At 64.0% G+C, this 16016-nt stretch carries 22 protein-coding genes and 4 pseudogenes; 16 read left to right on the top strand and 10 right to left on the bottom strand.

Going from position 1 to position 16016, the window contains the following annotated elements; all coding sequences use genetic code 11:
- The first annotated feature begins 121 nt into the window (after positions 1–121).
- Positions 122–640: a hypothetical protein gene (locus FHU13_RS11120; protein WP_183435906.1), complete on the top strand. Its 519-nt coding sequence runs from the start codon at positions 122–124 to the stop codon at positions 638–640.
- A 331-nt stretch (positions 641–971) separates the two neighbouring features.
- Here the strand turns inward: FHU13_RS11120 and FHU13_RS11115 are convergent.
- Positions 972–1202 (bottom strand): annotated as a pseudogene (locus FHU13_RS11115) (integrase core domain-containing protein); the annotation flags it as partial.
- Positions 1203–1466: 264 nt separating this feature from the next.
- Between FHU13_RS11115 and FHU13_RS11110 the strand changes: the two are divergent.
- Positions 1467–2093: a DUF2239 family protein gene (locus FHU13_RS11110; protein ID WP_183435905.1), complete on the top strand. Its 627-nt coding sequence runs from the start codon at positions 1467–1469 to the stop codon at positions 2091–2093.
- Between the two features lie 143 nt (positions 2094–2236).
- A complete protein-coding gene (locus FHU13_RS11105; protein WP_183435904.1) occupies positions 2237–2587 on the top strand; it encodes a hypothetical protein in 351 nt (116 codons plus the stop codon).
- Positions 2588–2647: 60 nt separating this feature from the next.
- Here the strand turns inward: FHU13_RS11105 and FHU13_RS11100 are convergent.
- Positions 2648–3077: pseudogene (locus tag FHU13_RS11100) on the bottom strand (integrase core domain-containing protein); the annotation flags it as partial.
- A 157-nt stretch (positions 3078–3234) separates the two neighbouring features.
- Here FHU13_RS11100 and FHU13_RS11095 point away from each other — a divergent pair.
- The gene (locus FHU13_RS11095) at positions 3235–3981 is read left to right on the top strand and encodes a hypothetical protein (protein WP_183435903.1); all 747 of its coding nucleotides are present in this window, start codon (positions 3235–3237) and stop codon (positions 3979–3981) included.
- A 27-nt stretch (positions 3982–4008) separates the two neighbouring features.
- Here FHU13_RS11095 and FHU13_RS11090 read toward each other — a convergent pair whose 3' ends face one another.
- Both FHU13_RS11090 and FHU13_RS28565 read right to left on the bottom strand, forming a co-directional pair.
- On the bottom strand, positions 4009–4356 hold the full coding sequence (locus FHU13_RS11090) for a hypothetical protein (protein ID WP_183435902.1): 348 nt from the start codon (positions 4354–4356) through the stop codon (positions 4009–4011).
- A 230-nt stretch (positions 4357–4586) separates the two neighbouring features.
- Positions 4587–4865: pseudogene (locus tag FHU13_RS28565) on the bottom strand (transposase); the annotation flags it as partial.
- Between the two features lie 48 nt (positions 4866–4913).
- Here FHU13_RS28565 and FHU13_RS11080 point away from each other — a divergent pair.
- A complete protein-coding gene (locus FHU13_RS11080) occupies positions 4914–5480 on the top strand; it encodes a hypothetical protein (RefSeq protein ID WP_183435901.1) in 567 nt (188 codons plus the stop codon).
- Positions 5481–5529: 49 nt separating this feature from the next.
- Here the strand turns inward: FHU13_RS11080 and FHU13_RS27720 are convergent.
- The 3 genes and pseudogenes from FHU13_RS27720 to FHU13_RS11070 all read right to left on the bottom strand — a co-directional run.
- Positions 5530–5643 (bottom strand): annotated as a pseudogene (locus FHU13_RS27720) (IS110 family transposase); the annotation flags it as partial.
- 209 nt (positions 5644–5852) lie between these two features.
- Complete coding sequence (locus FHU13_RS11075; RefSeq protein WP_183435900.1) at positions 5853–6398, bottom strand: PilZ domain-containing protein; 546 nt, start codon at positions 6396–6398, stop codon at positions 5853–5855.
- A 1-nt stretch (position 6399) separates the two neighbouring features.
- Entirely contained in the window at positions 6400–6555 is a 156-nt protein-coding gene (locus FHU13_RS11070; RefSeq protein ID WP_183435899.1) for a hypothetical protein, read from the bottom strand.
- Positions 6556–6829: 274 nt separating this feature from the next.
- Here FHU13_RS11070 and FHU13_RS11065 point away from each other — a divergent pair, with 274 nt between their 5' ends.
- The 7 genes from FHU13_RS11065 to FHU13_RS27715 all read left to right on the top strand — a co-directional run bounded on the left by FHU13_RS11065 (position 6830) and on the right by FHU13_RS27715 (position 12374).
- Complete coding sequence (locus FHU13_RS11065; protein WP_183435898.1) at positions 6830–7408, top strand: tyrosine-type recombinase/integrase; 579 nt, start codon at positions 6830–6832, stop codon at positions 7406–7408.
- Positions 7409–7466: 58 nt separating this feature from the next.
- A complete protein-coding gene (locus tag FHU13_RS11060; RefSeq protein WP_210287576.1) occupies positions 7467–8456 on the top strand; it encodes a helix-turn-helix transcriptional regulator in 990 nt (329 codons plus the stop codon).
- Between the two features lie 168 nt (positions 8457–8624).
- Positions 8625–9923, top strand: a complete 1299-nt coding sequence (locus FHU13_RS11055) for a flagellin (RefSeq protein ID WP_183435896.1) — start codon at positions 8625–8627, stop codon at positions 9921–9923.
- A 190-nt stretch (positions 9924–10113) separates the two neighbouring features.
- The gene (locus FHU13_RS11050; protein WP_183435895.1) at positions 10114–10467 is read left to right on the top strand and encodes a hypothetical protein; all 354 of its coding nucleotides are present in this window, start codon (positions 10114–10116) and stop codon (positions 10465–10467) included.
- 17 nt (positions 10468–10484) lie between these two features.
- Positions 10485–11399: a hypothetical protein gene (locus tag FHU13_RS11045; RefSeq protein WP_183435894.1), complete on the top strand. Its 915-nt coding sequence runs from the start codon at positions 10485–10487 to the stop codon at positions 11397–11399.
- A 29-nt stretch (positions 11400–11428) separates the two neighbouring features.
- Positions 11429–11938 carry a hypothetical protein gene (locus FHU13_RS11040; RefSeq protein WP_183435893.1) on the top strand — a complete coding sequence of 170 codons (510 nt, stop codon included), beginning with the start codon at positions 11429–11431 and terminating at the stop codon, positions 11936–11938.
- Positions 11939–12014: 76 nt separating this feature from the next.
- The gene (locus tag FHU13_RS27715) at positions 12015–12374 is read left to right on the top strand and encodes a hypothetical protein (RefSeq protein ID WP_312889579.1); all 360 of its coding nucleotides are present in this window, start codon (positions 12015–12017) and stop codon (positions 12372–12374) included.
- Positions 12375–12537: 163 nt separating this feature from the next.
- Here FHU13_RS27715 and FHU13_RS27710 read toward each other — a convergent pair whose 3' ends face one another.
- Positions 12538–12903 (bottom strand): hypothetical protein, encoded by a 366-nt coding sequence (locus FHU13_RS27710; RefSeq protein WP_246714609.1) that lies wholly within the window; start codon positions 12901–12903, stop codon positions 12538–12540.
- A 78-nt stretch (positions 12904–12981) separates the two neighbouring features.
- On the opposite strand from FHU13_RS27710, the gene FHU13_RS27705 reads away from it, so the two are divergent.
- Both FHU13_RS27705 and FHU13_RS27700 read left to right on the top strand, forming a co-directional pair.
- Positions 12982–13311, top strand: a complete 330-nt coding sequence (locus tag FHU13_RS27705) for a hypothetical protein (RefSeq protein WP_246714608.1) — start codon at positions 12982–12984, stop codon at positions 13309–13311.
- A 33-nt stretch (positions 13312–13344) separates the two neighbouring features.
- Positions 13345–13761, top strand: coding sequence for a flagellin (locus FHU13_RS27700; protein WP_246714607.1), 417 nt, complete (start codon positions 13345–13347; stop codon positions 13759–13761).
- Positions 13762–13887: 126 nt separating this feature from the next.
- Here FHU13_RS27700 and FHU13_RS11030 read toward each other — a convergent pair whose 3' ends face one another.
- Positions 13888–14166, bottom strand: coding sequence for a hypothetical protein (locus FHU13_RS11030; RefSeq protein ID WP_183435892.1), 279 nt, complete (start codon positions 14164–14166; stop codon positions 13888–13890).
- A gap of 132 nt (positions 14167–14298) precedes the next feature.
- Positions 14299–14697 (bottom strand): hypothetical protein, encoded by a 399-nt coding sequence (locus tag FHU13_RS11025; RefSeq protein WP_182570491.1) that lies wholly within the window; start codon positions 14695–14697, stop codon positions 14299–14301.
- 432 nt (positions 14698–15129) lie between these two features.
- Here FHU13_RS11025 and FHU13_RS11020 point away from each other — a divergent pair, with 432 nt between their 5' ends.
- Both FHU13_RS11020 and FHU13_RS11015 read left to right on the top strand, forming a co-directional pair.
- On the top strand, positions 15130–15438 hold the full coding sequence (locus FHU13_RS11020; protein WP_183435891.1) for a hypothetical protein: 309 nt from the start codon (positions 15130–15132) through the stop codon (positions 15436–15438).
- Between the two features lie 6 nt (positions 15439–15444).
- Positions 15445–15819 (top strand): hypothetical protein, encoded by a 375-nt coding sequence (locus FHU13_RS11015; RefSeq protein WP_183435890.1) that lies wholly within the window; start codon positions 15445–15447, stop codon positions 15817–15819.
- Positions 15820–16016: the final 197 nt, after the last annotated feature.

Here is a 16016-nt window from a genome sequence, read left to right as displayed (position 1 = left end):
GGTGTCTCGCCGATCCTCAGACGCCAGCAGAGCTCACCATCGTCTGCCGTGGCTTCGACATACCAGCCAGGGACGAACTCCGCGCCGAAGCGAGCGTAGCCTTCGTGGTGCCCTCAGGCATGTGAGCGTCACGCCTGTGGCAGCAAATCACCCCGCGATCAAACAGGCCCTTGAGATCCTCGAAGCAACCAGCCGGATAGGGGTGCCGGCGTCGAAGAGGCCCCTCCCTGAAATCGTCATGATCCCGGAGGTGCAACCTACCTCGCTCGCGATGGCAGGATCCTCCGAACGCGTTGGCAAGGGCCTCGAGGAAGCGAAACGCCAACCCGCTCGGACCTGGGGCTTTCCGTTGGACTACCTGACGAGCACACTCAAGGCAGACGCCCACGACTTGGTCGTCGTTGATTCCGACCCATCGTCGAGCTCGGGCACTCCAAGCGAGAGATATGTGGTGAACACGGCGGCCTCCTCACTCAGCGAGGCAGGGACGTTCGTCCTGAGATCGCCGTCCGGCAGCCTCTTCGTCAGACAGTTGGAGGCCAGGAATCGTTCGCCCGGCGAAACCCTGATTGCGGAAGACCGGGAAGAGGCCGGCACGCTGATGGGCCGACTGATCATGAGGATGTCTCTGGCCGAGTGAGGTGCCGCGATCATGACGGCTTCCAAACGGGCAGGTCGACGGTCGCTCGATAGGCCCTCGCATTGATGCTCGACCGAACGCCGTCGGCGCCGCTGTCAAATGCCGTTCTCTCCCTGCATGCAGCACAACACCCTGGTCTTGCCCGATTTCATCAGCATGGGCTCCATCGGCAATCGGCCCTAGCCAGGGGCCTGGGCCCTGGGCCACGAGCGAGGTACCGATAGTATGGCACTCAAGATGCCGAAAGCCCGCTAAGTGCAGAGATCAGGAACCGTAACGGAGGTCGATGCCGACAAGTGATCTGCCCCCACCGGGTGGTCCAGGCATAGAGTTAGTGCATGGTTGGCCTTTGCTCCACGGGTCGCTTGGCCGGCGGAGCCGGTGGGGTGAGCGCAGCCGGCCAAGCGGTGAAGGCGGGTAGGAAGACCTCTGGCGCCGGCGGTCGACAGCCGAGTGTGCCGTGCGGGCGGACGGTGTTGTAGTGCCGCCGCCAGCTCTCGATCAGGATCTGCGCCTCCCGCAAGCTGCAGAAGATCTCTCCGTCCAGCAGCTCGTCGCGTAGGTAACTTCGCTCACGCCGATCGCCCGGATTGCCTCCGCCACGCTCGTACCTTGGCCGATCAGCACGTCGGCTTGGCGCAGCTCCGCGACAATCTCCTTGGGCTTGGGTCGCTTCCTCGACATCGATCCGTCCTCCTGGCTCGAAAGCCATACTGAAGGGCGGACCACTCCGCTGGGGGCGGATCAGCCCAGAGACTCAATAACCTCCGGGCGATATTGACATTCCCATTTCTGCCCGGGTAAATAACGTGGAGTGGAGGGTTCCATGTCCGATTACCTGTCCAAGCCGTGCACCGCTTTCTCTGGCACGAAGCAATTTGCAGCTGGGTCGCTGGTCGACGTGGCTTTGGCGATCAAGGCCGCTAAGGGCGAAGAGCGAGAAGCGCCCGTTCTCGTCTTCGACGATGCTTCAGGCTCCATCGTGGATCTGGACCTGCGAGGCACGACCGCCGACATCGTGGTCCGCCTCGGCGAGCGGGGAAAGCGTGAGGCATCGGCAGCAAAGTCGCGTACGGCTTCGGACATCGATGCGGAGCCTCGTGGGCGTGGACGACCGAAACTGGGCGTCGTTGCCCGGGAGGTCACGCTGCTTCCCCGACACTGGGAATGGCTCTCCGCGCAGCCCGGCGGGGCCTCACAGGCCTTGCGGCGTCTTGTTGACGAGGCTCGCCGTTCCGATGGCGGCCGGACCCAAGCCAAGGCTGCGCGAGAAGCCGCCTACCGCTTCCTGAACGCGTTAGCCGGTGACCTTCCCGGCTACGAGGATGCGATCCGGTCCTTGTTCGCTGGCGAGGCGCAAGACTTTGCCGACCGCATGAAGGCTTGGCCGTCGGACGTGAGACGCCATGCTCTGAAGCTGGCGACCGGTCAAAGTCTGCTCGGCGCCCCATAAAACGGCAGAGCCGACAGCCCGCTAACTACCACTGCAGTCGCGCCGTCGTTTCACCCAGCACCCGGAAAAGGAGCAGCGAGTCAGTCTAAAATTTCTAGCTAGCCGGGAGCAGCTGTGCCATCCTGCCGACCAGGCAGGGGTAGATGGCGATGGACTGGCGCCAAATCACCAACGTAGGTATCGCCGTCACCGGCTTGCTTATGGTTGTTGTTCTTTTTTATGCCCTTTGGCTGAACCGATTCGACAACGTCGTCACTCAATTGGTCCTCAAAAATTTTCCAATCATAATCGGACTTCCTTTCGCCTTTTTAGCTGCCTTTATAGTTATTGCCCTGCTGCGTCAGGGAGACGGCCCTCTGGAGTTTAAGGGCTTCGGTTTTGAGTTCAAGGGCGCATCAGGCGAAATAATTCTTTGGCTTCTTTGTTTTCTGCAATTACCACGGCAATCAGGATTATGTGGAAGGACTAGTTTTTGTGCGATTCGCGCTTACTAGACTTTCTTTCAACCGCTTTGACTGACTTGATCGATATTTTGCACCGGGCCGATTGAGAGGCTACTGCACGGTAGCGGCCATGGGTAGCCTATAGGCCAGATCCGAGAGGGTGACGGGCGCAGGCGGCCGGCAGCCCAAGGATACGTGCGGCCAGACGCGATTGTAGGTGTTCTGCCAGAGACCGATCACGATCTGTGCTTCCTTGAGCGAGCAGAAAATCTCCTGTGGCAGGGACTCGTCGCGCAATTTTCCGTTGACGCTCTCGCGATACCCTTTCTCCAACGGCGAGCCCGGGGCGATATACTGGATCTGCGGTCCGGTCTTTGCGACCCACTTACGCAGCGCCTTCGAGATCATTTTGGAACCATTGTCGCGTCGGATGTGCTCCGGGGTGCCGTGCAGGCACATCGCCTCAGCCAGTGCATCAATCACGCCGAAGCTGTTTGATGCGCCGTGCCACCTTCAACGCCAGGCCGGCCCGACTGTCATCCTGTCCCGATACGTGCTGATGCAGTGCTACGGAGCACCCGTTGGAACGGGTGCCCTTGGATGGCTGACTGCCGACGATGCGAGCACCTGCTTGCGGTCGATTTCATGTTAACCGCGGACGCGTAGTGAGCCCCGAACGCAGTCAGGAGACTTAAACGATGGCTGGACCAGCGGATGATGTCGGACCACTCTTCCCAGTCCCTGACGACCGCGGCGTTGGGATATCGTTCGGTATCGACCTTGGCGGAAGGCCACCCACCCTTCACGAACTAAGCCACTGGCTGGATAGCCTCAGAAGGTGTCGGGCTTCCATTATCGCGACGACCGTGTTCGGACGGTGGGCAGCGCGCGAGATGCTGTTGTACGGAGCGGCCGCCGAGTCCGCCGCCTTGTTGTTGAAGGCCCTCCGGGAATCGGACGAGCCAAGGCGACAGCTCATGCTAACGCAGTTCACCTTTGACCTTGGACTGCTGCTCGCCCCATCGGACAACCACCCTTCCGAGATGCGGCTCGATTTTGTCGGCGCCTATAGGGAGAACCCGACGCATCTGCGCTTCATTGGGCACGGCGCGACCTACGCCTTGGCCGTACTCGTGTCGGTATTCGGTGCGGTCCAGATGCGGAAGGAATGGACCGCGGAGGCGTGCCAGGCCAGGGTTTCTGCTACGGAGCAGGCACAGCTTGAGCTGCTGTTCAAGGCAGCCCGCATGGAGGGCGGATGGTCGTCCAACCATGTCGAAAGCCATCGGGCGACCGTTGCGGCCGCGGCGGTCGCCAGCAGGGCTTGCGGCTCGCTTCTCCGTGGTATCGGGGTGAAACTACACGTCCCACCGGGAGCCACGTTCGAGATCAGGCTCGAACCTACAGATCCCGCATCGACCACGACTCCGGTTCCGGGCCGATGACCCATGACCGGCTTCGCGGCTGAATCGTCAAGCGCCGGGTATCCGGAATCGCCGCGTGTCCTCCGCCCAGGTGAGCCAACCATATAGATCAATGACGGCGCACCAGCCTTCACCTGCCGGCACTGCATCGGTTAAGGCGAAGTGCCGCTCCACGTGGGTGCGCAGGTCATCCTTGTCGAGCAGGCCCTTTGCCGCAAGGTAGTCGACCACGACCCCGATCGACTGTACCGCTCTGGCCACGCTGAAGTCGATTTCCCGGCGAGCGATGCCGTCCCACGTCGTGATCCGACGCTCCAGCTGCGCGACCTGCCTGCGAAGCGCTTCGAACTCGTTGATGGAGGGCTCGAAGTGGTCGTTTTCGTTCGGTTCTGACATCTCGCCCTCGGTCGATGGCTGCGCGCATCGTCGCCGATTCGGTGCCGCGCGTTAATCCGCTTCCCTGACGAGGCCGTTTGCGACAGACGGTCGGGCTGTACCTTCGCAGCTGTCAGGTTCGGGCAAGCGCCCCTGACCGGACCGGTATTTTGGACCGGGCTGATCGAGGCGACTGCATGGTAGTGACCAGGGAGCGCTCATAGGTTAGGCCCGAGAAAGTGACGGGCGCGGGCGGCAGTCGCGCAAGGACGAGCGCGGCCAGACGCGGTTGTAGGTATTAGGCGGGCGTTGACGGCAAGGCCCTCGCCACCCGCAGCCCCTTGTCCGATTTAGAGCTGAACGGTTGTCTCGTACACCTCTCGCAGCAGGCCAGGGTCGCGGAAGCGGACGTGCCAGTTCTTTGAGATGGTCGAGTGGTCCGGCAGCCGGTCATCGGGCCCAAGCCGGCAGATCCAGCGGTAGGCGAGGTCGAGGTGGACCTCGTCGCACAGGCGGCGCTCGAAGCGGATGTGCTCATATGAGCGCAGACCAAACCGGATGCGCCGAGGAGGAAGATGATGGGAGAGGCGAAGAAGCGTAAGGCCCAAGCTGCAGCTTGGCGCAGCACCTTGAGTGTGGACGAGCAGAAGGTGGCGAACGTCGCCCAGCGTCTGTGGTCGATCTTCCCGGCGCAGGGGGCATGCTACCGCACGTCTCTCTTCCTGAAATATCACCTGTCGAAGGCGCATGGCATCGACGGTCAGGCGGTGGTCGGCTTCGTCAACGACGGCACCGACGATCTCTACAGCTCGCACGCGTGGTTCGAATTCAACGGCAGCAAGACCGATCTCGGGCTCTCGCGTCCATTGCATCCAGATCTGCAGAAAGCCGGCCCCCTGCTCATCCAGGGGCATGTCGTCCGTTCCGGATGGCCATGGTCTTACCATGCTACCCGTCCGCCGGCTGGGTTGGCAGCGGTTCGTAACATGCTCGCTCACCCGGAGACGGCCGCGCACATGGAGGCAATGGAGGAGTTGCACCTGACCATGAAGGCGACAGCGCGAAGCGACGACCTGATCCGTGCCTATCTCGACAACGCTCCGGACAGCCTCACGTACGATGTCGTCGCCCAACAGGTCGGTTGAGTGCGAAAGCGATAGCCTGCTTGCACCGCACGTCTCCGATCGAATCGCCAGCTTCGGGCGCAGGCTTGCGCAGAAAACCAGCAATGATGGCAGGATCGGAAGCGCACCTGCCGCGCCAAACCCGCTCGCTGTCCCGCCATAAACAGATCACCGCGTCTTTCAACTAAAGGTTGAGACCGATGTACTCACCCATGGCTGTTCTCCGCTCGATGCATGGACCCGGCGTCCAGCCGTGAGCCCGCAACTTCATCCTGCCGGGGAGTAGAGGATTATTCTACGACTTTGGAACGCGCCTACGTCTTCACGCAGCCTGCATCCCATTCAGACCTTAATGGGCAGCGGCAAACGATCTCTTCGAGCAGCCAGGGCGACTCATAGAACGATGCTCTCGGTCACGTCCTGTGGGCTCAGTGGTAGTGCGAAGCGGACACCGATACCCTTCTCAGTATGGCGGGCGACATGGCCCCGGCGCCAGCCGACCGTGACCGATGTCCCGATCTCAGGCCGCAGCGTCAGATCGATCGAAGCGCCAGTCGTGGAAACGTCACGAAGGTGCCCAAGGATCTCGGCGCCTTGCCATGTAACGACCACCTCGGTCCGGATTGGCACGACCCGAACCGCCTCCCGCCGGTCGGGCGCTCCTTTCGCCTGCGCGGCGTACCACGCGAGACGCGCGGCAAGGCGCTCCCTCTGGGCAGAGCCCGCTTCGAGTTCGAAGCGGAAGGCCCCGTTCACCCGCTCCGCTGCGCGTCCCCTCAGAAGGCCGAGCCCGGGGATCCGACAGACGATCCGCTCGCCCGGGACGAGCGCGTGGCTGCCTGTGAGCTCAAGCTCCTCGGGTCTATCGCCGCGGAGCGTGCAGTCGCGCTCCGCACCGGATCCATCGAGGTAACGCCCTGACAGGCTGACCGACGACATCTCAGCGCTCCTTGATCCAGGCCATGTTCGTCGCCCCCCATTCCATGTGAGCGGCGATGCGGATCGAGGGCGCACCGCCGATATCGTGCGGGTTCAGGCCGCAGCGAGCGTGGAAGGAGCCGCTGGCCGCGGCCATATCGAGACGGTAGACAGGCACGCGCCGTAGCCTCGGGCAGTGCCTTCATCATTGCAAGAACCAAGTCTATCGAATACCGATTCGCGCAACAAAATTGCCGATTTTGTTGAAGTCATTATTCCAACTACGCTTTTAGCCTTCGATCCAGGGCGTTTGTTCCCGCAAAATTGGTCGATTGCTCCTCGCTTCCCTGGGCGAGCGTCGCTTGCGAGGGAGGCTGGTACAAAATCGGCAATTCCGTTCTGTGGCACAGCATTCGGCTGGCAGCCGGCAGACGGTCGCTGGACACGCCGCGATGACACGCCCCCTGCCGATTGCCAGACTGTCTCTCCACACGGCTCACGGCCGTCGGAAGTACCTTACACCGGGGGAGCGACTGCGCTTTCTGGAGGCTGCCGCCCAGGAGCCGGCCGAGATCGAGACGTTCTGTCTGACCCTGGCCTGGACGGGCTGTCGCGTCAGCGAGGCGCTCGGCCTGACCCATGCCGACCTCGACCACGAGAGCCGGATCGTCACCGTTCGCTGCCTAAAGAAACGCCAGGCAGGTATCGTCCGCGAGGTGCCGGTGCCCGCCCACTTCCTGGCAACCCTCGCCCGGATCCACGGCCACGGTCCGCCGGATGCCCGGCTCTGGCCGATTGCCCGCAGCACTGCCTGGCGGAATGTGAAGACGGTCATGGAGAACGTCGGCGTGGGATCGGCCGCCGCCTCACCGAAGGGGCTGCGCCATACGTTCGGGGTGCATGCCGTCCGGTCGGGCGTGCCGCTCAACCTGCTCCAGCGGTGGCTCGGGCATGCCAGCATGGCGACCACCGCCATCTATGCGAACGTGATGGGCGCCGAGGAACAGGAGATCGCCGCCCGCATGTGGTAGCGTGCCCTCCCAAGGCACTCTCCCTCGAAGGCCGGGATGACGGGCCCACGGCGATCTGGTGATCGTCGAGCACCGCTTCGCGCACATCCCTCAGGACGCGCGCAGGGGCCGAGCCTGGGTGACGAGCCACACCCCTTTGGCAGAGGTTCGCCTAGCCCCCAGCGCCACCGTACCCGTCGACGCATTCCATCGGTATCGCCACCTCGGCGACGCCGTGCTCGTCACCTACGAGGCACCGGCGCAGATCACGGAGCGACCGGAGACGCTGGTCGTCTGTCAGGCGCTCGATCATGTCGTTCTCCGCACCCACAGCCGCGGCTGTGCACGCATAACCATTGCGGGGCAGACTGGAGCGGTCGCTCCCGGTGACATCGTCGTCTTCAGCCTCGGAAGACCGATCCAATTCGAGGCGGATGCCTCGGTCGGCGTCGACCTCATCCTGCCTCGCCGTGTGCTGACGGATCGAGAAGACGGCATCCCGGCCGCGCATGGGCAGATCCTCGTTTCGAACGGGCATCCCCTGACCCGGCTCGTGTCAGACCATCTCAAGAACCTCGCCATGTGCCTGGTGTCATCCTCGCCTGTCCGAGCGGCCGATATCACGCCGCCGACCCTCGCGCTGTGCCGGACACTTCTTACGGCCACGCAAGAACGGCGGGATGATACGCTGCCGGACATGACCGGCATCGCGATCCGCAGGTTCATCGAAGCGAATCTCGCGGCCGTCGACCTGCCGATGCTGTCGGCGCGCTTCGGGCTGTCGCGAGCCTCGTTGTATCGGGCGTTCGGTGGCGAGAGCGGCATCGCCGCCTACATCCGTGACCGGCGCCTTGCGGCGGCGATGCGGCGTCTCAGTGCCGCCGAGTTCGGACGAAGGCCGATGGTGGCGCGTCTGGCCCATGAATGTGGCTTCGCCAGCGACCGCGTCTTCAGCCGCGCCTTCCACCGTCGATTCGGTCTTTGGCCGGCCGAGGTGTCTTCGTCCCGGGACAAGGCCGGCCCCTCGACGCCGGACGTCGCACCGATGGCATGGCTGCGCGACCTGTGACCCTGGCACGAACCGTGGGTCGAGTGCGCGAGACGAAACATCCGTAAACCGAGACGGTTCGTCCGCTCATCGTACCGGACGGCGCAAAACGTCCACCCGGCGAGCAATGCTCCGGACCCGAGACTTCGCAGGTCGTCGCGATCCCCGCGACCCTCGAAGGTTCCGCCGGTGTCCTCGCCCATCACCCTGTCCGCCGCCACGCGGCAGAACCTGCTCTCCCTGCAGGACACCGCCGCCCTCGCGGCGACCAACCAAGCCCGGCTCGCCACCGGCAAGAAGGTCAACAGCGCCCTCGACAACCCGGTGAACTACTTCACCGCCCAGGGTCTCTCCGACCGTTCCGCCGCCCTGTCGAGCCTGCTCGACGGCATCTCCAACGGCATCCAGACCATCCAGGCCGCCAACACCGGAGCCTCGAAGATTTCCGATCTCGTGAAGTCGCTGCAATCGACAATCGCGCAGGCGCAATCGGATGCCGCCGCCAACCGTCCGACGGTAACCGGCTCGGCGCTCGCCACCGCCGCCGAGGCGAAGGCGACCGGTACCAGCCTGCGCACCACCGCGATGAACATGGCGCTCGGGGGCGCTGCCGCACGCCCGAGCGAGACGGCGGCCGGTTCGCTCGGCATCGCCGGGACCGCCCTCGCCGTTACCCTCACGGACGGGGAGAACAGCTTCACCCGCAGGCTGACCCCGACATCGACGGTCGGTGACCTCGTCGACGCCATCAACGCTTCGGGCCTTGCCACAGCCGCGGTCGACGATGCTGGCAAGCTCACGGTGACCGGCAACTCCGACACGCTCAAGGTCGGCGTCGGCGGCGGTACGGATGCCGCCGCGGCACTCACGGCAGCGACAGCAGGAGGCGGAAACACTGCACTCAACCTGACGGTTGCCGCCGCCACGACCGGCCTGACCAACGACAAGACCTCGGCGGCACGCACCGCGCTGGCGACACAGTTCAACGAACTGCGCACCCAGATCGACCAGATCGCCAAGGATTCCGGCTTCAACGGCACCAACCTGCTCGGCGGCGATGCGCTGAGTGTGATCTTCAACGAGAAGACCGGCTCCGATCAGTCGAAGCTGACGATAGCAGGGCGCAAGCTCACCGCGGACAGCCTGGGTGTCGACAAGGCGGTGAACGGCACAGCGGGTACCGGCGAGTTCAACATCCAGACTGACAAGGGTCTGGCGGCGATGCAGGACACCCTGAAGACGGCGCTGGCCAGCCTGAAGAACCTGCAGTCGGGCTTCGGATCGAACCTCTCGAACGTGCAGGTGCGTCAGGACTTCACGAAGCAGGTCGGCAACATCCTCGACACCGGCGCAGCCAACCTCGTCAACGCGGACATGAACGCGGAGGCGGCGAACTCGCAGGCGCTGTCGACCCGGCAGTCGCTCGGCGTGTCGGCGCTCTCGCTCGCGAACCAGGCCAACCAGGGCGTCCTCCAGTTGCTGCGTTGAGCCGCGTCCCGGCGGGATTCCGGTTGCCGCGTCGGTTCCCAGATGCGGCGCCTGTCTTCGCGCCCGCCTGCCCCGCCCTTCGTCTCGTGGTCGACCGACGCTGCCGGCAGCACCGTTCTGGAACTGCGGCGCGTCCATCGCGGGCGCAGTTCCATTCCACAGCACCCGCCCGTCATTGGAACCGTCTTCCGTGATCTCGAAGCTCGCCCTCGTACCCATGGCCGCGCTCGGCCTGACCCTCACCGCCTGCTCAAGCGAGCCCTCGGAGGCCGAAATGCTGCAGGCCGTCTCTCGGTTCACGTCCAACCTGTACCAGCAGCAGGCGGCCGCGATGGCCTTCGTTGTGGGGCCTTCGCGCGGCGGCGCGCCTCAGGTGGCCACCATCACGGACTTCCGGAAACTCGACTGCGAACCGGCTCGGGGCGGTGCCGCCGGACACGACTGCCAATTCGAAATGACGATGAATAACGGCAAGGGAGAGATGCGGGACCGCGCCCCCTTCTTCAGGGCAGCCGACGGCTCCCTGGCAATGTCCATCAACTGAACGGTGCGGAGAACGACATGCTTCGCGTGAGCGTCGCCACATGCCTGCTCGTCGCGGGCACCGTCCTGGCGTTGGCGAGTCCGGCCCGGCTGGAGAAGGGTATCGTACCGTCCGGGCCGGCAAAGGGAGCGGTCGAGCGCTGGTTCACCGCGGGCTCCGGGCCGATCTGTTCCGATGCGAGGGGGGCCCAGGGCCCCTGCGATCTCGGACGGGCCCTCGCCTTTCGCACGTTCTACGATGCCGGCGGCACGAACGCGCTGGTGTTCGCGCTCTACTCTCGGGCTGTCGGCAATTCCGTCACCAGGGCGGTCGCGCAGTTCCGGCGTGCCGGACAGGATTGGACCGTCGTTCGGCCTGTCACGGGTGTCTACGGCGAAGGCCCCGACAGCCTATCCTTCGAGGGCGGCCGGGCGACCTTCACGATGAACGCCTTGATGCCGGGGGATGCCCTCTGCTGCCTCACCGGCAAGCAGCGTTACACGCTCGACCTCGCGACGGGTGCGGTGACGGCAGGTCCGAAGACGGCGTCCCAGGTGTCGCCGTCGTCCGGCAAGCGGAGCTTCGCCCCGCGCCCGGAAGGCTACGAGGGCGCGACCTACACCCACAATGGCAGCGAGGTCCTAGTGGACGAGCGCGCCGGCATCATCCGCTACCAAGTCCCAAAGGCCTCGATCCGTATTGCTGTGAGCAAGGGCACGGTCCTGTTCCGCGGGACCTTCGCCGCGAGCGGGGAGGTCACGGGCACCGCCTACGTGTTCAAGGCGGGATGCGAGCCGGCCCCCTACGCCGTTTCAGGCAGGTCGGACGGCTCGACCATCATCCTGAAGGGCATCGCGCCGCGTCGCGATCCGAACTCCTGTGCCGTGACCGGGACGACCGCGAGCGGGGCGCATACAATCCTGCGGTTCGACGAGCACCCAGGCGACTTCTGATTTCCGTTACGGTCGAGCGAGACGGCAACATGGCGCGGTGGAACATGCGGGCCCAGGTCATCGACCTAGGCGTCATCGAGATGGGTAGCGACTTTGTCGTCTATAACGGCGTGAAGGTCGCCATGCCGAACGGAGAGAAACGCTTCCTCGGCAAGGTCATGATGCACAACGAGGTGCACTCGGTCTTCACCGAGACGCAAGGCGAGTTCGTGAGCCTTTACTTCTCCGGCCGCAAGGATCGCGAGCCCGCCTTGCTCTACGGCATGAAGACCGATGGCGAGGATGTCTATCGCGGGGAGACACCCTACCGAATGGTCAAGCTCATGATCCTGCTCAGCCTCCCGGTCCTGCTGTTCTGGTGCCTGTTCCTGATCGGGATCCCGATGGTGGGCGCCGCTCTCTGGTGCAGGTGGCACTTCAAGCGTTGGGATCCGCCGTCCCGCAGATTTTTCGATGCCCTAGGCGAGCGGGGCACATCATTCCCTTGCACCGGCTCGGGACGCGTGATCGCGCAGGAGCAGCCAAGCCCCGCGACATGACGTCAAGCGATGACGTGCGGACGCCGTAGGATGCCTATCTCTAACGCCTGCTGCATGAGGCAACAAAAGCAGACCTGTGACGAGCCTCTCGACGAACACCGCTGCTCTGACGGCTCTCGGGACGCTCAGGGGCATCAAGGCGCAACTCGCCACGACCGGCAGGCGCCTGGCGATGGGCCAGAGGATCTCGGCTGCCTCGGACGGCGCGGCCTACTGGTCGATCGCGACCGCGGTCCGGGCCGACAATGCCTCGCTGCGCGCGGCGGGCGATACGCTTGGCTTGGGTGCCGCGGCGTTCGATGTGGCCTATGCCGGCCTCGACAGCGTGCTCTCCGATCTCCGGGCACTGCGCGCGACGCTCCAGAACGCCTTTGCGCCCGGCATCGGCCGGGCGAAGATTCTGACCGAGGTCGCCGCGATCCAGAACCGGATGTGAGCGACCGCCCACGCTCCGTGCCGGCCATCCGGAACTGTCTCTCGGTCGATTGCGCGTCCGCCACCTACCGGTCGAGAGACGACATCGTCGCGGGGCTCTCCCGCGGCCCCTCGGACGCAGCAACCTTTTCGACCTTTCCGGTCGAAATCGAGGCGCTAAAGTTCTACGATGCCAGCCCAACGGTCATCCGCACCGCACCGACGCCGGCAACGCTGTCCGGTGACATCCCCATGGCGATGACGAGCGCCTTCGCTGCCAACGGACGCGCCGACTTCGCAACCGCCATGGAAGTCGGCTTGAGCCTATCGACGGGAAACGGCTCGGACGTCATCAGGCTGAACGCGACGAACCTCGCCTCCCGGGCCGGTGACGTGTCCGCGGTCACGCCGGCCGAGCTGACGGACGCCATCAACGCCGAGATCGCCCAGTCGCCGACGCTGTCCGGTGACGTTACCGCGTTTCTGACGGCGGACGGATGCCTGAGCTTCGCAACGACGGCGACAGGGGCCTCCGCGTCGCTCCCCTGCATCACCTCGTACCGTCTCCGGGCTAAACGGCAGCCGACCTCACCATCGTCTCGGTCGATAGAAGGCAGTCGTTCAGCCCCTTGGCCTTCGCGACGGATCTCTATCGAAATGTCGATCTATCGGGCTCGAACACGAAGTCCATCAGGCTGGGCGACGGCAGCGCGTCGGTCACCTACACCTTCGACGCGAGCAGCCAACCGCCGCCGGCCGACCTGACCTCCGTCACGTTCGACGAGATGTCTTCCAAGTTCCGGCATGAACGGCGCCGGGTGGACGCCGACTTCTGGATGAACATCGGGGGTGGGATGGGTGGGAACGTCTTCGTCGCGACCGGTAGGGCAGCGGGCCCATCGGCCGTCGTCACGGTGAGCGGCCCCGACGTCGCGGCCTTCGGCTTCACCCTAGGGTAATCCGCGGTGGGAAACGAGTATGTACAGGACGGGATGCCAAGGGCCGCCTCCGGCCGCGACGGCACGCAGGCGGCTTCGTCGCGCGGGCTGCTCGACACTCCCGGCGCCTCCGGCTACGCGGTCGCCAAGCTCGACGTGTCCGGCCTGAGCGGCGCGTCGGGCGACGTGACGCTCCAAGCGGTGATCCGGGACGTCGAGGCGGTTATCGGGCGCGCGACCGACAGCGGTGCGCGGCTCGGCGCCGGCAGGATCCTCGTCGAGGGACAGAGGATGTTCCTCAACGCGCTCGTCAAGACCAACGAACGTGCCATCGGCGCCCTGGTCGACGCGGACATCGAGGCGGAGTCGAGCACGCTGAGGGCGCTACAGGCCCAACGGGATCTGGCCACACACGCGCTCAACATCGCCAATGCCGCGCCGCAAGCCATCCTGATCTTGTTCCGGCTGTGATGGGGGTCCAGCCAGCTCCTTCAGGCGCACGATGTACGTTTGAGGATCGGCGGCCGGTCGCTTCCGGTTTCGACCCGTTGCGGACCCCGAAAGTGGGTGGTGGATGCGGCACCTCATAGAGGATGCTCAATGTGCAACTCGGTCCTCGCGCACGGACGTGAGTATGACACTCCACGTCAGCTCGCGGAGCTTGTCGGGGGCGACGACAAGCTTATCTGGCAGAGCCAGAACCCTTTCGTGCGCTGGCCGCAGGGGAAGGGCGGGCACAATCTCGACCTTTGCCTGTGTGGCATAGACCTGCCAGCGGCGCTCGGAAAAGCCGGTCTCCGATGGCATCGTGGCGATGATCCGGTGGAGCACATCATCGAATGGCTCGACCGCAAAGGCGCGAACGGCAGGTTCCACTCGATGTCGACCTCGCGAGCAAACCGAAAGTGCCGGGTTCAGCCGTCAAGAACGATGTCAAGAGTTGGACGAGCATGCGCAAAGAAAAAGGGCCACCCGCAGGCGGCCCCATCGTTGATGCTATGCCACCGCTTACCAGCCGTAGCCGTAGCCGCCGTAGACGGGAGCATAGCCGTAGGCGGGGGCATAACCATAACCGCCGTAGTAGCCAACCGGACGGCCATAACCGTACCCGCCATAGCCATACGAGTTGGCGGCGATCGCACCGGCCGCGAGACCAGCGATCCCCAGACCGATAGCTGCACCCGGGCCAATGCCCCGACGATATCCGTAGCCGCGATATCCGTAGCCGCCGTAGCCGCGACGGAAGCCGACGCCGCGATACCCACCGAAGCCGCCACGGTAGCCGTAGCCGCCGTGATAGCCGCCGTAGCCACCGCGCCATCCAGCTTCCGCCGGAGTCACGGAAGCAGCCATGGAGCCGAGGCCGAGCATCGCGGCGGCGGTGAGAACGAGATGACCTTTACGCATGAAGTCCCCTTCGCAAATGCGATACTCCAGTCCAACAAAAGCCAGACGGAGGCAGTTCCGGCTACCTACCCTCGCCCGTTGTCGCACGGGCACTCAGCAGAAGCCGTAGAAGCCGTAGCACCCTGGAAGGATGGTGATCGGCGTCCCACGCTACTGCATGGATGCGCGGCGGATTTTCCGAGCGAGCCCAGGCGCGGGGTCGTTGTCAGACCGGACCGGCTTAGAAGCGGAAATCCGGAGAGACTGATCGCGCCGACAGCCGACCTTAGGCTCGTGGAACCTGAACCGCCGCTTTCGACCGAGGCCGTTTGAGAACGCAGATCGTCCGGGATTTGGGTCGTATGCGCGGAGGAGCGCTGCAGATCGAACTCGAGAGCTTCAAGCCCCAGTGGACGCCGTCAGCGGAGCAACCCCGAAGATGTATTCCCTGTCGTGTCGAACGAAGCACTGCAGGGGCTGGAGCGCGATCCGAGCCGCGCCGAAGCCTATGCACATGAGGCTCTCGTCGACGAGACGGCTTCGCTGCGAGGCTTCGTTTTTTGTGACAGCGATGCGCCGAGCGAACTCGTCCAAGCCCTCCTGAAGCGCCCTCCGGAGCGGTTCGGCAGTGAAGGGCACCGGAAATGTCGCCTTGGCGGGATGGAGGTTCGGGTCCGGATCTCCGGCTGCAGCGACGCCTCTTGGATCGTCTTCGAACGCGATGAATACGCCTTCTTCTTCTATCCTCAGACTGGGGCATGAAATCGAATGAGCAACGTCACCGATACGTCTGCATCAGGCGCGAGCATTCCAGCCGAGCAACCTTCCCAATATACAGGCCTTGCCGACTGGGCCTACCATCGCGACAGTGCAGATCAGGGGTTCAGCCTGGGAGATCTCGGATTCAACGGCACCTTCCAACCCTTTGCTGATCTTACGAAGTACGGCTTCCAGATCTCGGCTGCCGACGGCTTCATCTACAACCCGGCTGTGCCCTCTCATGATCGACCGCGCCACCGTCATCAGAGGACAAGACAAGAAAAACGCCTCGTCAAACGGCTAGAACGTTGGACAAACCTGCTAGCGAGAGAGAGCCTTGCCTCAAGGACCGCAGACCGCGGTTCTTCTAAATTCCAATATTAGCTTCCAATAATTCAATATTTCTTTACACGTACTGCCAATCTTTACAGGCAGCTTCTCGTTCTCCTGTCTCCGCCGCCCCGATCCTGACAGAGCAATTCAAGATCTAAGTCGAGCGGTGAGGTCGAAGTGATCACGGCACGCCATTTGTGATGCCCCTCTCCGGATCTCCGATCAACTCCAAGCAGACGTTTGATCCG

It is taken from the genome of Methylobacterium sp. R2-1 (genome assembly GCF_014191355.1).
Lineage (GTDB): Bacteria > Pseudomonadota > Alphaproteobacteria > Rhizobiales > Beijerinckiaceae > Methylobacterium.
The sequence above is the reverse complement of the archived record's forward strand: the minus strand, read 5'-3'. Positions and strand labels throughout refer to the sequence as shown.

What these genes read in the sequence shown, in the direction of transcription:
- FHU13_RS11015 (WP_183435890.1), top strand. Translation starts at nt 15,445, where the DNA reads ATGAGCAACGTCACCGATACGTCTGCATCAGGCGCGAGCATTCCAGCC.
- FHU13_RS27700 (WP_246714607.1), top strand. Translation starts at nt 13,345, where the DNA reads ATGCCAAGGGCCGCCTCCGGCCGCGACGGCACGCAGGCGGCTTCGTCG.
- FHU13_RS11105 (WP_183435904.1), top strand. Translation starts at nt 2,237, where the DNA reads ATGGCGATGGACTGGCGCCAAATCACCAACGTAGGTATCGCCGTCACC.
- FHU13_RS11025 (WP_182570491.1), bottom strand. Translation starts at nt 14,697, where the DNA reads ATGCGTAAAGGTCATCTCGTTCTCACCGCCGCCGCGATGCTCGGCCTC.
- FHU13_RS11110 (WP_183435905.1), top strand. Translation starts at nt 1,467, where the DNA reads ATGTCCGATTACCTGTCCAAGCCGTGCACCGCTTTCTCTGGCACGAAG.
- FHU13_RS11095 (WP_183435903.1), top strand. Translation starts at nt 3,235, where the DNA reads ATGGCTGGACCAGCGGATGATGTCGGACCACTCTTCCCAGTCCCTGAC.
- FHU13_RS27710 (WP_246714609.1), bottom strand. Translation starts at nt 12,903, where the DNA reads ATGCAGGGGAGCGACGCGGAGGCCCCTGTCGCCGTCGTTGCGAAGCTC.
- FHU13_RS11075 (WP_183435900.1), bottom strand. Translation starts at nt 6,398, where the DNA reads ATGTCGTCGGTCAGCCTGTCAGGGCGTTACCTCGATGGATCCGGTGCG.
- FHU13_RS11090 (WP_183435902.1), bottom strand. Translation starts at nt 4,356, where the DNA reads ATGTCAGAACCGAACGAAAACGACCACTTCGAGCCCTCCATCAACGAG.
- FHU13_RS11045 (WP_183435894.1), top strand. Translation starts at nt 10,485, where the DNA reads ATGCTTCGCGTGAGCGTCGCCACATGCCTGCTCGTCGCGGGCACCGTC.
- FHU13_RS11065 (WP_183435898.1), top strand. Translation starts at nt 6,830, where the DNA reads ATGACACGCCCCCTGCCGATTGCCAGACTGTCTCTCCACACGGCTCAC.
- FHU13_RS11080 (WP_183435901.1), top strand. Translation starts at nt 4,914, where the DNA reads ATGGGAGAGGCGAAGAAGCGTAAGGCCCAAGCTGCAGCTTGGCGCAGC.
- FHU13_RS11040 (WP_183435893.1), top strand. Translation starts at nt 11,429, where the DNA reads ATGGCGCGGTGGAACATGCGGGCCCAGGTCATCGACCTAGGCGTCATC.